Here is a 15,756-nt window from a genome sequence, read left to right on the forward strand (position 1 = left end):
CGGTGCCGGGGAGGGCCGGGCGGCGGTGCGCGGAGAATCAGGCGGCGGTGTGGGGGAGAACACGGTGTGATCGGCGACATGCGAGGCGCGCAGGTGCGGGCTTCGGCCCCTGCCACGCGCCACAATGGAGGGACACAGAGGACTCGGACGTTGGTTTGGCACGATTGATGCCTGGGCGTCGGTGCGCCCGAAGTCAGTCAGCGAGCAAGAGGCAGAGGTGAGGCAGTGGCCGAGACGAAGTACATCGACCCGATCCGCTTCCCGTCGTACGCCTCACAGCCGACCAGGGACCTGCGGGCGTGGCTGCTGCTCCTCGTCTCCGTCCTCCTTCCCGGTGGCGTCCAGCTGCTCTTCCGTGCCCGCCGGTGGGCGAAGATCTCGCTGTCGATCACGGCGATCAGCTGGCTGCTCGTCATCATCGCCGTCGTCGCCATCCTCATCAATCGCACATTCGCGTTCACGATCGGCACGAACCCCTACATCCTCACCTTCCTCACCATCTGGGTGCCGGTCGTCGGGCTCAACTGGGTCGTCTGCCTCTTCGACACCGTCCGCCGCATCCGCCTGGTCACCCTGTCGAAGAAGGCGCGCACTCGATTCCTCGGCGCGTTCTGCGCCCTCCTCCTCGTCGTCGTCGGACCGCTGGCGTGGGGCACGAACATCCTCAACAGCCAGCGCGGGCTCGTCAGCGACCTCTTCGCCTCGGGCAAGGCCGCGAAACCCGTCGACGGGCGCTACAACATCCTTCTCCTCGGCTCGGACGCCGGCAAGGGCCGCACGGGCATCCGACCCGATTCGCTCTCCCTCGTCTCGATCGACGCCGAGACCGGCAAGACCGTCATCATCGGACTGCCGCGCAACATGCAGAACGTCCCCTTCCCCGAGGATTCGCCGCTCAACGCGGTCTACCCGCAGGGCTTCAACTGCGGCAGCGAATGCCTCCTCAATGCCGTGTTCCAGCAGGGGGAGAAGTACAAGGAGAAGTTCCCCGACCCGAAGCGCGCCGGGGAGCAGGCGACGATGGACGCCGTCTCAGCGGTCACCGGCCTCGAGGTCCAGTACTACGCCATGGTCAACCTCAAGGGCTTCGAGAACCTCATCGACTCCCTCGGTGGGATCACCCTGGTCTCGGGCAAGCGGGTGCCGATCTCCTCGAAGGTGAACAAGGCCACGGGCAAGCACGGCCCGGTCAAGGGCTGGATCGAACCGGGCAAGCAGAAGCTCGACGGCTACCACGCGCTCTGGTTCGCCCGCTCCCGCGAGTTCTCCAGCGACTACGAGCGGATGATCCGCCAGCGCTGCGTCCAGGAGGCCATGGTCAAGCAGCTCGACCCGGCGACCGTGCTCACGCGGTACCAGGACATCGCCGCGGCCACCCCCGGAGCGGTGTCGACGGACATCCCGTCCTCACAGGTCGACATGTTCGTCGACCTTGCCCTCAAGGTGAAGAGTCAGAAGATCGAGTCGCTTGACCTCACTCCGCCGCGCGTGACACCATCACAACCGGACTTCGCCGAGGCGCGACGCCTCGTTGCGAACGCGATCGAGAAAGCCTCCACGGACGCTGAGAAGCAGGACAGCGCCCTCTCGGCGCCGACGGGTGTCGCTGCGGGCGTCTCCGCCGGCATTGACGTCGACGCCTCCGCCGGTCGCGAACTCGCCGCCTCAGCCAGCCCTGACAAGGGCGGAGACGAGGACGCGCGGGCCATCTGCTACGTCCCGTAAAGGGTGCGGACGAGCGGCTGATCCCCGGTCGAGGATGACCGGAGAAGGACCCCGCGAAAAAACTTTCGCTCGGTGTGTCGCCTGAGAACACTGGGAACCACACCGGTGTAATTATGTTCATTCGTTATTTGGCTAGTCTGACACGCCGGAAATGTGTAACAATTTTGAGATGTTGGGGTTGCCCACCGTACTGCCGACGGTGAAGCCGACCCCGAGGCCTGAACTTCCCTGACTTCCTCGAAAAGGCTGTAACGATGAAATACATACTGCCCACTGTCGCGGGCTGCGCTTCAGTCGCTCTCGTCGGCACCTTAGCGGTCACGGCTCCGACTGCCTTTGCTGCAACCGTCGAGCCGGAAGTGACCCAACAGGCGCTCAAGGTGAGCGAGGACGGACTCAACGTCCCCGGCGCACGCGACTCCAGCGATTCCGCTGCCTCCGTCGCCAATCAGAGCGCGTCGAGCAACCTTCCCAACGTCTTCAAGTCGCAGACGGCACTCGCCGCCACCCAGGTGCCCGCCACGGTCGGCACCGGTGCGCAGGCGGCGACGGCAGCCGTCACCCCCACCTCGGCGGGGCTGACCTCACCTGAGGGCTCGAGCGAAACCCCGGCCCCGGCCGAGGCCGAGCAGGGCGAGAAGACCGAGGAGACGGCACCTGCCGAGGGCACGGCCCCCACCGACGGGTCGACCCCGACGGAGAAGGCCGACGACGACGGCGACATCTCCGGGTCGGTCCGTCAGCAGACCGAGGACGGCGTCAACATCGCCCTCATCTCCGATGTCCTCGACGTTCCGTCGAAGAACCCCAGCCTCGTCGGGGTCACCTTCTCGAACGCACCGTCGAGCATCCGCATCCAGGTCCGCGTCAAGAGCGACTCCGGTTGGGGGAACTGGCAGACGCTCGACGAGGAGAAGCAGGAGGAGGCGAAGAACGAGGGCTCCGAACCCTTCACGGTCAACCGTGCGGCAGGCGTCCAGATGCGCATCCTCGGCGAGAAGGCTCCCAGCGATGCCGAACTCGTCCTCGTCGACCCGAAGCGCTCGTCCGCGGACGCCGAGGCGGTCGCCGAGAACGCACCCGTCCAGATCGACCCGCAGAGCGCGCAGCCGGCCACCGACGGTGACTCCGCTGCGACCGAGACCGGTGCGGGCAGCGCCGGCGACGCCGCCGAGGCGACGACCGTCTCCGCCGGCGGAGCGGCGACCGTGACGACGCAGAACTACGTCCCCGGCTCGTCCTCGGTGTCCACCGTCGCGAAGTCGGCGAAGGTCCCGCGGCCCGACATCGCCTCCCGCAAGTCGTGGGGCGCCAAGCCCTACAAGGGCAGCCCTGACTACGCGAGCGGCATCAAGCAGGCCGTCGTCCACCACACCTCGGGATCGAACAGCTACTCCGCCGAGGACGTGCCGGCGATCATCCGCGGCATCCAGTCCTTCCACCAGAAGGGACGCGGCTGGTCCGACATCGGATACAACGTCGTCGCCGACAAGTACGGCCGCCTGTGGCAGGCCCGCGACGGCAAGCTCGAGAAGGCCGTCATCGGCGCCCACGTCGCCGGACACAACTCCGGCACGTTCGGCATCTCGGTCCTCGGCACGTACAACGGCTCGGCCCCGCCGAAGAAGACCCGTGACGCTGTGGCCGCCGCCATCGCGTGGAAGTTCTCGCTCAACGGGCTGACCGCGAGCAAGTCGACCCTCGTCGGCCACCGCGACCTCGGCAGCACTGACTGCCCGGGAGATGCGTTCTACGCGAAGCTCGGAGAGATCCGTGGCACCGTCAACTCGATCCTCAAGTCCGGCGACCTGCCCTCGGACGAGAAGACCGAGTCGCCCAAGCCCAAGCCGAAGCCGAAGACCGCGATCGAGGACTACGCGGAGAAGAACAACCTCGGCAAGCCCACGAGCGGTGAGTTCGATGTCAAGGGCATCGCAGGCGCCAAGGGACGCAACTACGAGAAGGGCGTCGTCTACTGGTCCAAGAAGACCGGCGCCTACCACGTCAAGGGCGCCATCCGGGGAGCGTTCAGCGGCGATGTCGTCCAGACGATCGGACTGCCGACGGGCAACGAGCGCGGCGGGCTGAAGAACGGGGGAGCGTACCAGACCTTCTCCAAGGGCTCGATCCACTGGTCGCCCAAGACCGGGGCGAGGTACACGACCGGCGTGCTCCAGGGCTACTGGAAGGCCAAGGGGTACGAGCGCGGGCACCTCGGCTACCCGAAGTCGAACCCCACCTACAAGGACGGCCGCGGGGAGCAGCTGTTCGAAGGGGCGAAGCTCGTCTGGGCCGAGGGCTACGGCACGACGGAGTTCTCTCCCAACGGGACCATCTCGGGTGGAGTCGTCGATGAGAATGCCTCGGGCGACAGCTCGCCTCCGGGGGACAGCGCCGCCGATGGCGGTTCGGGTGCAGACTCCGGGGAAGGTGCTGCAGCCGGCAACGACGACAAGGATTCGAAGGACAACAAGGACTCGAAGGACTCCAAGGACGACAAGGGATCGAAGGATTCCAAGGACTCCAAGGATTCCAAGGACGACAAGGGATCGAAGGACTCCAAGGACGGCAAGAAGGACAAGCCGTCCAAGGAGGAGAAGATCCAGGCGCAGCGCAACGCCATCATCAAGGACGCGAAGTCCTACCTCGGGGTCAAGTATGTCTGGGGCGGCACCACGCCGAAGGGATGGGACTGCTCGGGCTTCACCCAGTACGTCTACGGCAAGAACGGCATCAAGCTGCCGCGCACGACGAGTCAGCAGCGCAACGCCGGCAAGGTCATCTCGATCAAGGACGCCAAGCCCGGCGACCTCATCTGGATCCCCGGTCACATCGGAATCATCTCCGAGACCAAGGGCCAGATGTACGATGCCGGCTCGACCCGGACGAACACCGCCAAGCGCAGCTACGAGTGGATGCTCGGCCGCGGCGCCAAGGTCATCCGCGTCGTCGGCTGAGGCTCAGCCGCCGGGAAGTCAGTGAAGCGGGCCCCGCAGCACGATCGTGCTGCGGGGCCCGCTCGCATCCGCCCACGGTGACTCTCGTCAACTGCGCTCCGGCACCTCACGACTGCTCGGGCCAAGATGAGGCAGTCCGACGGCTGGGGCGGCCGACCACCTCGGCGGGGCCACGGGGCCACCTCGGCGGGGCGAGGGTGACGGGGCCGCGTCGGCGGGGCGAAGGTGGCGGGTCGACCATCTCGGCGGGGAACTGCCACAGCACCTGAGGCGAACCCCCTTGCCGGCAACCTGTCCTGTGGTGAACTCTTGATGTACAGGACTGAACAGGAGATGAAGTCACAGCGTCTTCGCCGGAAAGCGGGGCGGGCGCACGCTACGGTTGAGTGATAGGCACCAGCGGGCGAGAGAGAGAAAGGGGCGGAGCCTGTGCGACGGCTGACCAACACGGTGAAGAACTTCGACTGGGGAACCCCGGACGCGATCCCCGCGATCCTCGGCACCGTCCCGGACGGAACGCCGTGCGCGGAGCTGTGGCTCGGTGCGCATCCGCTCAGCCCGTCCCGCCTCGAACTCGCCGCCGGCAGCGGTCGGCACGCATCGTCGGGCTACGGGCGGGTCGGCTCGAGTTCGTCGGTCGACGTTCGGGCGGAAGGGCGGACCGACCTCGGACCCAACCTCATCGAATACATCGCCGGCGATCCCGAAGGCCTGCTGGGACGGGACTCGCTCGAGACCTTCGGCCCGCGCCTGCCGTTCCTCCTCAAGGTCCTCTCGGCCGAGCGTGCGCTCTCGATCCAGGTCCACCCCACCCCTGCCCAGGCCGCAGAGGGCTTCGCGCGCGAAGAGGAGACGGGTCCCGACCTCGACGCGCCCGACCGCAACTACAAGGACGCCTCTGCCAAGCCCGAGCTCATCTACGCGCTCACCGAATTCCACGCCCTCTCCGGGTTCCGTCCCCGCAAAGCTGTGCGGGCGACGTTCGAACGCTTCCTCTCGCTGTCGCTGAGCGTCTCCGCGCTCGACTTCCTCGGGGAGATCCTCTCCTCCCTCAAGGGACTGAGCGAGACCAAAGCGTTTGCCCGGACGGTCGAGCGTCTCCTCGGCGACGGGCGGGCGCCGCAGCTCGTCACCGAGATCGCCGACCAGGACTTCGCGACGCCGCCGCGCGGCCACGCCTCGCAGATCGGCACCGCCGTCGACCCGATGCAGACGTTCCGCGAACTCGTCGCCGACTACCCTGGCGACCCCGGGGTGCTCGTGGCCCTCATGCTCTGCCGCGTCCACCTCCAGCCCGGAGAGGCGCTGGCCATGGACTCGGGAATCCTCCACGCCTACCTCGGCGGCACCGGCATCGAGATCATGGCCTCGAGTGACAACGTGCTCCGTGGGGGACTGACGACCAAGCACGTCGACATCCCCGAGCTCACGCGCATCGCCTCGTTCGCTGCGAGCGCACCGACGCTGCTCGAACCCGACCGCGACGGCGTGCTCACCGGCGCGACCGAGGACTTCGCCCTCCAGGCGCTGCGCTGCCCCCGACTCAAGCGCATCGAGCGCCGAGGCGCGGCGATCGCCCTGTGCACCTCCGGCACCATCACCCTGACCTCGGTCGGCGCGTCGACGACGCTGACCCGCGGCCAGAGCGTGTTCATCGGCGCGAACGAGCCCGCGGTCACCGCCGACGGGCACGGCGACCTCTTCGTCGCGACCACAGGCCTCGACCCGGCGCTGCCCTTCGCCTGAGCAGCGTCCCTCTCGTCTGAGCATTGTTCGCTCAGCGCCCCAGCGGTTCGCGGCCGGTCCAGCGCGCATCCCTCACCCCAAGCGTCTCGTCCTACGTGTGCGAGGGGAGGATCTGCGGCTGCGAGTGCGGTGTATGCGACTGCCGGTTGTCTGTGACGCTCCCGGGATGCGTCGCGCCTTCGGGTGAGGATTGCGCGTGCGGGGATGAATTGCGCGCGTGGGGATGATGATCGCCCAAAGGTAGGAATTGCGCGCAGGTGGATGTTTCGCGCCTACAGGGATGTCTCGCGGCACCACCCGAGCTGAGCCTCTGCACAGAAACGAGTCGAGGACGCTCAGTGTCGATTCTGCAATCAGAAATCGACACTGAGCGTCCTCGAAACGGCGTAGGGGACCAGCGCCGCTCAGCCGCAGCGCCGCTCAGCCGCAGCGCCGCTCAGCCGCGCGGGCTCAGACGTTGGGGACGTCGACGGTGGGGATCTCGCCGTCGACGATCACCTCGGCGCCGGTCTTCTCCTTGACCTCCTCGACGGTGACTCCGGGGGCGAGCTCGACGAGGGTGAAGGCGTTCCCGCTGACGTCGAGCACGGCGAGGTCGGTGATGATGCGCTCGACGACGCCTTTGCCGGTCAGCGGCAGGTCGCAGACCTCGAGGAGCTTGTGGGAGCCGTCCTTGGCGACGTGGTCCATGACGACGATGACGCGCTTGGCACCGTGGACCAAGTCCATCGCCCCGCCCATGCCCTTGACCATCTTGCCCGGGATCATCCAGTTGGCGATGTCGCCGTTGACGGCGACCTGCATCGCGCCGAGGATCGCCGCGTCGATCTTGCCGCCGCGGATCATCCCGAAGCTCGCCGCCGAATCGAAGTACGAGGCGCCGGGCAGCATCGTCACGGTCTCCTTGCCCGCGTTGATGAGATCGGGGTCGACTTCGTCCTCGGTCGGGTAGGGTCCGACGCCGAGGAGGCCGTTCTCCGACTGGAGGACGAGGTGGACGTCGTCGGGAACGTAGTTCGGCACAAGTGTGGGCATGCCGATGCCGAGGTTGACGTAGCTGCCGTCGGCGAGCTCCTGCGCCGCACGCGCGGCCATCTGGTTGCGGGTCAGTGACATAGGGGCTCTCCTCAGGCGCTTTCAGGGGTGGGGCGCAGGGTGCGCTTCTCGATCGGCTTGTCGGCGACCTGCTCGGGGGTGAGCGGGACGACCCGGTGGACGAAGACGCCGGGGACGTGGACCTGGTCCGGGTCGATCTCACCGGGTTCGACGAGCTTCTCGACCTCGGCGATCGTGATCCGTCCCGCCTGCGCGGCCGGGGGATTGAAGTTGCGGGCCGAGGAGTGGAAGACGAGATTGCCGTGCCGATCGCCGATCGCCGCCCGCACGAGTGCGTAGTCGGGGGCGAGCGACTCCTCGAGGACGTACTGCTGCTCCTCCCCGAACGTGTCGAAGACGCGCGTGTCCTTGGCCGGGGACTCCTTGATGACGTTGCCCTCGGAGTCGTACTTCCACGGCATGCCGCCCTCGGCGACCTGGGTGCCGGCGCCGGTGACCGTGTAGAAGGCGGGGATCCCCGCGCCCCCGGCCCGCAGCTTCTCCGCGAGCGTGCCCTGCGGGGTGAGCTCGACCTCGAGCTCACCGGAGAGGTACTGCCGGGCGAACTCCTTGTTCTCCCCGACGTAGGAGGCGATGATCCGGCGCAGCCGGTGATCGGCGAGGAGGACGCCGAGTCCGCGGCCGTCGACGCCCGCGTTGTTGGAGATCACCTCGAGGTCGGTCGTTCCCTGGTCCCGGATCGCGCGGATGAGGAATTCGGGGACTCCGACGACCCCGAAACCGCCCACGGCGATCGACGATCCATCGGCAATATCGGCCACCGCTTCTGCGGGCGTGTCAACTACTTTGTCCATGAGCCCAGTCTGCCACGGACCTCCCCGAGGGTTCCCGCGAGGTCCGTGATGTGGGCCTCATCCACGCCTGTGGCCAGGAGCGTCTCACCCCCGCCGAGGAGGTGGCCGAGGAACTCCGGCCACTGCCCGGCCAGCGGGGTCGAGTGGGAGACGAGGATCCCCGCGGGCCGACCGGTCCCCGCCTCCTCGGCCTCGGCCCAGGCGACCTCCGTCGGCTCGGCACCGGGGCCGGCGACGACGAGGACGCCGGAGCGGTCGAGCCGCCCCGAGGTCACGTCGGGGTAGGCGCGGATCGCGGAGTTGACGTCGATGAGATCGGCGTCGACGGGGGTGCTCAGGGCCAGCGCGGGAGGGTTGAAGACGAAGATCTCCTCCGCCGAGGCGATCGCCGGGTCCGATTCGACGCCCGCGGCGACGAAGGCGTGGAAGTCCCCATCGGGCACGATCGCCGGGTCGATCGCCGGCGGTCCCTCGGCGGCCTCCTGGTTGCCGGCTGCCTGGCCGGGCCCGCCGAGGACGACACGGCCGCCGCCGAGGAGCACGCTGAGGATCGCGACGAGCTCACGCCAGTGGAGACCGGCCGGCGAGGGGACGAAAAGCGTGAAGTCGGGACCGAGGTCGTAGTCGCCGAAGAGGCCGACTCCCTTGTGGACCCAGTTGGCGATGACCGGGCCGGTGAGGTCGAGGCGGTCGTATTCGGGGCCGCGCCAGAGGAGGACGGGACCGCCGGTGCGGCTGAGGCGGGAGAGGACCAGGGAACCTGCTTTCGTCGCTGGGAGGGACTGTGTCGCTGGGAGGGACTGTGTCGGGGGCTCAGGGAGTGAGGAGTCCGATGTCGATGATCACGCCGCGGGGGAAGGCTCCGAGCTCCCCGTCGGCCCACTGCCACTTCGTCGTCGCCGAGAGGTCCTCGGCGAAGAGCGCGGTGTGCATCCGTTCGACGAGGGAGCCGAGTCCGACCATCGCCTCGAGGATCGGCGGCCCGTCGGCCTGCGTCACCGCCGGGGAGTCCGAGGGGCTCATGACGATCCGCGACCCCGAGCCCTCGATGCGCATCCGCCACGCCGCGTGTCCAGGCGTCCGGGAGATCCCGCCGCGGACGACGCGCACGGCCCGTGAGACCCGCTCGAGGATGTCGTCGCCGCCGTCGCCGGCCGCTGGGCGCCCGGGCACGGTCTCGACCCCGAGACCCCGTTGGATCGCCTCGACGTGGCCGTAGCGGAACCAGTCCTCGGCGCGGTCGCGGCACAGTGCGCTCGCACCGTCGCCGCCGTTGTCGAGATAGCCGCCGGCTCCGCGCACGAGCGCCATCGGCAGACCCCTGGCCGCCCCCTTGACGAGGTCGGCGGCCGCGGCGATCTCGTCGGCGACGGCGCGCACGGTCACCGACTGCAGCCGTCCGTCGTCATCGGGCAGACCGCGCTGGTCGTCGAGGCCCGAGAAGCCGGAGAGGCCGAGCGCGATGTCGCCGACGCCCACCCGCCACGGCCGCGAGGTCGTGTCGGAGACGACGACCCCGATGCGCACGGCGAAGGCCTCCTCGACACGCGAGCGCAGCTCGTCGGCCGAGCGGTCGGCATCGAGCGGGTGGAGGACGACGTCGCCTCCGGAGTTCGACTGGTCGAGGCCGGCAGCGGCCTGGACGGTGCCCGCTCGGGTCCGCACCACCTGGACGGTCGTGCCCGAGGCGTAGCTGCGCTCGGCGACGAGGTGGGTCGAGGAGCGGGCGACGAGCTCCTCGAACTCGGTGCGGTCGGCCACGCTCGCCAGCCGTCCGGCCGCCTTCGAGACGACCTTCGAGGCGATGACGAGGATGTCACCGTCCTTGAGGTCGATGCGGTTGCGGCGCAGGCTGGTGACGAGGATCGCCGCGAGGTCCGATCCCGGGCGGATGTCCTCGTCGACCGGCGGGGCGTAGACCGTGAGCAGTCTGTCGTTCATGCCCGCCCTCGCTCCGGTTCCGTGGCTCATCCCTCCATATTCCCATCCCTGCCGAACGAATCCGAAATTCTCACAGAATCCCCGTCGCGACACCACGGATAGTGGGGCGGGGGCCTCACCGCACCATATGTTGTGTCGGGGGCGCGTGTGCATGTGAAGGTGTGTTCGAATACGGTCACCGGGGCCGCCCCGATACTCCAAGAGGGCTTGACTCGACAGTAATGACACGCGTGTAATTTATACCTAAGGGGAACGCGCTTAGCACGAATTCTCGGATTCGGAAGGCACAACACGCTGAGCGTGAGAAAGGGGAACATCGTGCAGAGCGCACAGAGAAAGAGGCTCGAACAGGAGGAGCACTCCGCGATACCGGGAGTGACCTCCCGCAGCGCCGGCGACTGGTTCGTCGAACCCGGCGCCAGGACACCGGACACGCTGCCGGACCCGCTGGCCATCGACCCGAACGATCTCACACCGCTTCCCGTCGACGATACCGCAGTGTCACCGCTGTCTCTGCTCCTCGGCGCCGCCGGAGACGGAGAGCTCTCGTGGCAGGACCAGGCGCTGTGCGCCCAGACCGATCCCGAGGCCTTCTTCCCGGAGAAGGGCGGCTCGACACGTGAGGCCAAGCGGGTCTGCGAGTCCTGCGAGGTCCGCTCCGAATGCCTCGAGTACGCCCTGGCCAACGACGAACGGTTCGGGATCTGGGGCGGCATGTCCGAGCGCGAACGCCGCCGACTCAAGAAGCGAGTCGTGTGAGGCCTGCTGTCACTGTCGTCGTCTCCGGCGACGACTCCCGCCGTGCCGAGCTCGAGACGGCTCTGCACCGGATCCACCCCGAGATCCCCGTCGTCGATCTCGGGGGGCTCACCGTCACCGAGGCGCTCGCCCTGCCGGCCGTCTCGGGCAGCGAGTACCTGTGGTTCCTCACTCCTGACTCCCGGCCCGAGCCGGGCTGCCTCGACGAACTCGTCGAGGCGATCAGCGCCACCGAATCGATCGCCGCCGTCGGCCCCAAGCTCATGGCGTCGGACCGGATCGTCTCCGCGGGCGTGACGACCACCTCGGCGGGGGAGCGGGTCAACCCCGTGGGCACCGGCGAGGTCGACCAGGGCCAGCGCGACGGCGTCGGCGAGACCCTCGCCCTCGACCTGCCCGGCATGCTCATCGCCACCGCCGAACTCTCCCGGGTCGGGGCGCCGAGTCGGGTGCTCGGCCCCGCCTACCGCGGGATCGAATTCTCGCGCCGCTTCCGCGACCTCGGCAAACGCGTCGTCGTCGCCCCCCGTGCCCGGCTCGAGGTCTCCGCCGCCGAGGCGGCCCAACTCGGGTCCTCTGCCCGCCCGCCGCGCTCGTCGGGCCAGATCCGCTCCGAACAGCGGTACCGTCTCAGCCTCGCTCGTCCCGGTCTGCCGGCGCTCGTCCTCGGCCTCGCGCTCACCCGGATCGGCCGTGCCCTCCTCGCCCTCCTCGGCAACGACCCGCGCACCGCCCGCTGGCACTTCTCCGCGCTCCTCGGCCTGCCCTCCGATGTCCGCGCGACCGGACGTCTGCGGAGGGCGAACGGCAAGCGCGGTCGCCTCGGCAGGCGGGCGAACAGCGCGCACCTCTCGGCGCTCTACGCCGACTCCGACGAGCTCGCCGTCCAACGCCGCAGCATGGTCGAGGGCACCGCCTCCGGCGTCGGCGTCGACGACGTGCGCGACGAGGCCGATCTCCACCAGGTCGGCGACACCGAAGAGGCCATCGACTCGTTCTCCCGCCTCGAGGTGAGCGGGGGAGCCGGCATCTTCACCCACCCGCTCACGTACCTCATCCTCGTCTCCGGCGTGCTCTCCGGCATCGTCTCGCACCGCCTCTTCGGTCCCGGCCACCTCGTCGGCGGCGCGCTCGGCTCGACCGACGTCGGCTACGGCGAGCTCATCGCCCGCCTCCTCGGAGGCAGGCTCGACGTCGGCACCGGGACAGACGTCCCCGCCGATCCGCTCCAGCTCGTCCTCGCCGTCCTCGGTCTGCCCTTCCTCGGCGACCTCGACCTCACGGTCCGCGTGCTCATCCTGCTCGCCCCCGTCGGCGCCGCGATCGCCGCCTACGCCGCAGCCGGAATGCTCGTCCACGGTCGCTGGGTGCGGGGACTCGCAGGTCTCCTCTGGGTCACAGCCCCGCTCTTCCTCACCGGACTGTCCGCCGGTCGCCTCGGCGTCATCGTCGTCTGGATCGCCGCCCCGCTCTTCGTCATCGCTCTCACCCGCAGCCTGCGCACCGGGTCGGTCTCCGCCGCCGCAGGAGCCGGGCTCCTCCTCTTCGTCCTCATCGCCGGCAGCCCGCTCCTGCTCGTCATCGGCCTCGTGCTCACCGTCGTCCTCCTCGCCACCCGGCAGGGGCTGCGCCACCTCTGGCTGCTCGCCCCCACGCTCGTGCTCGCATGGCCGTGGCTCCTCGGCGTCATCACCGAGCCGGGCACCCTGCTCGTCACGCCGGGCCAGACGCTCGCCCCGGGCGCGCCACCGACCTACCTGCTCGCCGTCGGCTTCCCCGCCCCGCTCGACCTGGGCTGGCTCGGTGCCGCGGCCGACGCCCTCGGCCTCAGCTCGGCTGCTGCGGCGACCGTGGGTCTGTGGGCTCCGGCTGTCGTCGTGCCCATGCTCGTCCTCGCCTTCCTCACGCTCATCGAGGCCCGCATCCCCCTGCCGGTCCTCACGTGGACGGTCGGGCTCTACCTCGCCGGGCTCGCCCTGGCCACCCTTCAGGTCCACCTCCCCGCGCAGGTCGGGCCCTTCGCCCTCATCGGGTCCTACCCTGCGGCCGGTCTGACGCTGACGAGCCTCGGGGCCATCGCTCTGCTCGCCCTCGGCGCCGACCGTCTCGCCGCCGGCTCCCGGGGGCGGTCACGGGCGCCGATGCGCGTGCTCACCGGACTCGTCGTCCTCGCCGCCCTCGGCTTCGCGATGCTCGGCGTCGGACCCGCCTTCACCTCGAACGACACCGTCGCCACCGCCGAGCACGGGACCGTCCCGGCCCTGGCCGCCGACCGCGGGGCCGGAGACACCGAGGCGCGCACCCTGCGCCTCGACGCCGTCGACGGCGAGGTCATCGCCACCCTCATCTCAACCGCGGACGGCACCGCTCTCGGCACCTCGACGGTGCTCTCCGCCGAGGCGGTCGGCGGCCCTCCGGGGCAGCGTCGCCCGCTGCCGATCGGCGAGGACAAGGTCCTCATCGCCCAGGCCGCGGCCGCCCTGTCCGCCGACGACGCCGGTGACGTCCGCGACCTCCTCGGCCGCCTCGGCGTCGACTTCGTCCTCGTCGGTTCGGGAGAGGACGGACTGCGCAGCTCCGTGGCCGCAGCCACCGGACTCGTCGAGGTCGGTCCGACCGAGACGGGCACCCTCTGGCAGGTCGACAAGCCCTACAGCGGACGCTTCCTCATCGCCGAGCCCGATGGGACGCTGTCCACGGCACCGATCGTCGACGGACGGATCGAAGTCCCGGCGGGCGCCGAGGGACGCACGCTCATCGTCGCTGAGAACGCCCCCGACCTCGAGGCCGCCATCGGCGATCAGACCCTGCCGCGGCCGGCCGAGCCGAGCGCGGCATGGGATGCGGAGTTCTCGCTGCCCGCCGCCGGGGGCACCGTCGACCTCGACGAGGGATCCCCACTGGTCAGCGCCGGTGTCATCGCCGGATGGGTGCTCGGTCTCGTCTGCCTCATCGTCGCCTTGCCGATCGGCACCCGCCGCACGGGAGGCCACCGCCCGCGGGCGGGCGGTCGAGGAGGCGAGGCCCGCTCCAGCGATCGGGACGGGCAGACGCGCGACGAAGAGACGCGCGACGAAGAGGCGCACGACGGAGGGACTCTGTCACAGGCGGAGACCGGCGGCACCGACACCGGCCGAGCAGGCGACCCCGACGCAGCCGAGACCGCGGACTCCTCGGACGCCGGGCGGCCCGCCGACTCGGAGGAGCGGCCGAACCGCAGCGCTGCCACCCACTCGCGGACACTGACGAGGGAGAGGCCATGAAGCTCAGCCGCAGCATCGTCACCTTCGCGGCGATCGCCGTTCCCGGCGTCATCGTCGCCACCACCTCGTTCCTCGCCCCGATCACCTCGGGCACCCTCGACCGCAGCCCGGAGCAGGTGCGGATGCCCACGGCCGACACCAGGGTGATCTGCCCGGGACCCCTGCTCACCGACAAAGCCGCCGAAGGCACCGATGCGGAGTTCGTCGACGACTCGAACGTGAGCACCCGCGTCCTCGCCGCCTCGGCGCCGATCAGCGCCGCCGACGGCTCGGTCTCGGCCGCCCGACTGCGGGTCGCCGACCTCGGGGGCGGCCCGGACTTCGACCAGCCCGCCTCGGCGGGATTCGTCTCCGGCGACGACCCGGTGGCGGGCACGAAGATCGTCACCGGCTTCGCACGCCCGGGAGCGCCCGCATTGACGACGGCTCTCGAGACCGTCGAAGGCACCTCGGGCGACCTCACGGGCCTGGCGACGCTCACGTGTGCGGAACCGGCCTCGAACTTCCGGATCCTCGCCGGCTCCGGCCAGCCGGGCTCGAACTCGCAGCTGCTGCTGAGCAACCCCGGCTCCGCGCCCGTCCAAGCCCGCGTGCAGATGATGACGGCCGCCGGCGCCCGGGGAGAGCCGACGGAGCTGAGCATCCGCGCCGGATCCCAGCGGGCCGTGCGCCTGGCCGGGCTCGCCGCCGGGGCCGAGGAGCTCGCCGTCGACGTCTCCGTCGACGGGGGAGTGCTCGCCGGCTCCGTCCAGGAGACGAAACTCGACGGCCTCACCCCGCAGGGCATCGACCTCGCCGCCGCAGGGGCCGGGGCGGACTCCGAACAGGTCCTCACCGGCATGAGCGGCAAGAGCGTGCGGGTGCGCGTGGCGAACCCGAGCGACGACCTCGCCGAGGTCGACCTCAAGGCCTACGGTCCCGACGGGGAGATCGACCTCCCGCGCTCCTCGCTCACCGTCGTCGCCCAGGGTGTGGCCGAAGCCGATCTCGGGGAGCTCGACGCCGCGAGCATCGTCGTCTCCTCGGACCGGACCGTCCAGGCCTCGGGGATCGTCGCGACGAACGACGACAGCGGCAAGGGGGACTTCGCGACGCTGAGCGCGACCGACGACCTCGCCGAGACCCAGCTCATGGCGCTGCCGCGCACCGGTTCGGCAGAGCTCTTCCTCTCACCCGGACAGGGTCAGGTGCAGGTGGCGGGGATGCGCGACGACGGCTCCCTCACCGACCCCCGCACCGTCGACCTCGAGGAGTCGACGACGACGAGACTCAACCCGGCCGAGATCTCCCCGGATGCCGTCCGCGCCCTCGTCATCGGGGCAGCGAACGCCTCCGGCACGGTGACCGGCGGTGTGCATGCGAGCCTCCTTGTCACCTCGGACACCGGGGTCTCGGCGGTCATGCCCGCGCCCGCCCCCGCCGGCGTCGCCTACCGCGACATCCGGCTCCGCTGAC

At 69.8% G+C, this 15,756-nt stretch carries 10 protein-coding genes; 6 read left to right on the forward strand and 4 right to left on the reverse strand.

The features are described 5' to 3' along the window. The first annotated feature begins 225 nt into the window (after window positions 1-225). The 3 genes from ACQ1RG_RS10630 (at window position 226) to manA (ending at window position 6,428) form a co-directional block, all read left to right on the forward strand. Window positions 226-1,725 carry an LCP family protein gene (locus ACQ1RG_RS10630; protein WP_095375693.1) on the forward strand — a complete coding sequence of 500 codons (1,500 nt, stop codon included), beginning with the start codon at window positions 226-228 and terminating at the stop codon, window positions 1,723-1,725. 359 nt (window positions 1,726-2,084) lie between these two features. Then, on the forward strand, window positions 2,085-4,682 hold the full coding sequence (locus ACQ1RG_RS10635; RefSeq protein ID WP_430600109.1) for an NlpC/P60 family protein: 2,598 nt from the start codon (window positions 2,085-2,087) through the stop codon (window positions 4,680-4,682). Between the two features lie 429 nt (window positions 4,683-5,111). Next, window positions 5,112-6,428, forward strand: a complete 1,317-nt coding sequence (gene manA, locus ACQ1RG_RS10640; RefSeq protein WP_095375695.1) for a mannose-6-phosphate isomerase, class I — start codon at window positions 5,112-5,114, stop codon at window positions 6,426-6,428. 450 nt (window positions 6,429-6,878) lie between these two features. Here manA and ACQ1RG_RS10645 read toward each other — a convergent pair whose 3' ends face one another. The 4 genes from ACQ1RG_RS10645 to ACQ1RG_RS10660 all read right to left on the reverse strand — a co-directional run bounded on the left by ACQ1RG_RS10645 (window position 6,879) and on the right by ACQ1RG_RS10660 (window position 10,279). Next, window positions 6,879-7,544, reverse strand: coding sequence for a CoA transferase subunit B (locus ACQ1RG_RS10645; protein ID WP_009374820.1), 666 nt, complete (start codon window positions 7,542-7,544; stop codon window positions 6,879-6,881). Between the two features lie 11 nt (window positions 7,545-7,555). Next, window positions 7,556-8,338, reverse strand: coding sequence for a CoA transferase subunit A (locus tag ACQ1RG_RS10650; protein ID WP_040340918.1), 783 nt, complete (start codon window positions 8,336-8,338; stop codon window positions 7,556-7,558). Further along, the gene (locus tag ACQ1RG_RS10655) at window positions 8,326-8,880 is read right to left on the reverse strand and encodes a hypothetical protein (protein WP_232252567.1); all 555 of its coding nucleotides are present in this window, start codon (window positions 8,878-8,880) and stop codon (window positions 8,326-8,328) included. The genes ACQ1RG_RS10650 and ACQ1RG_RS10655 overlap by 13 nt, the downstream gene beginning before the upstream one ends. A 271-nt stretch (window positions 8,881-9,151) precedes the next feature. After that, window positions 9,152-10,279, reverse strand: a complete 1,128-nt coding sequence (locus ACQ1RG_RS10660) for a coenzyme F420-0:L-glutamate ligase (RefSeq protein ID WP_040340920.1) — start codon at window positions 10,277-10,279, stop codon at window positions 9,152-9,154. Window positions 10,280-10,597: 318 nt separating this feature from the next. Here ACQ1RG_RS10660 and ACQ1RG_RS10665 point away from each other — a divergent pair, with 318 nt between their 5' ends. From ACQ1RG_RS10665 to ACQ1RG_RS10675, 3 genes are read left to right on the forward strand one after another with little or no spacing between them, the layout of a single operon-like run. Then, window positions 10,598-11,038 carry a WhiB family transcriptional regulator gene (locus tag ACQ1RG_RS10665; RefSeq protein WP_269447355.1) on the forward strand — a complete coding sequence of 147 codons (441 nt, stop codon included), beginning with the start codon at window positions 10,598-10,600 and terminating at the stop codon, window positions 11,036-11,038. Further along, window positions 11,035-14,301, forward strand: a complete 3,267-nt coding sequence (locus ACQ1RG_RS10670) for a glycosyl transferase family 2 (RefSeq protein WP_009374825.1) — start codon at window positions 11,035-11,037, stop codon at window positions 14,299-14,301. Before ACQ1RG_RS10665 ends, ACQ1RG_RS10670 begins: the two co-directional genes overlap by 4 nt. Next, entirely contained in the window at window positions 14,298-15,755 is a 1,458-nt protein-coding gene (locus tag ACQ1RG_RS10675; protein WP_259824206.1) for a DUF5719 family protein, read from the forward strand. Before ACQ1RG_RS10670 ends, ACQ1RG_RS10675 begins: the two co-directional genes overlap by 4 nt. The last annotated feature ends 1 nt before the right edge of the window (window position 15,756 follow it).

It is taken from the genome of Brevibacterium sp. K72, assembly GCF_050562175.1.
Taxonomy (GTDB): domain Bacteria; phylum Actinomycetota; class Actinomycetes; order Actinomycetales; family Brevibacteriaceae; genus Brevibacterium; species Brevibacterium casei.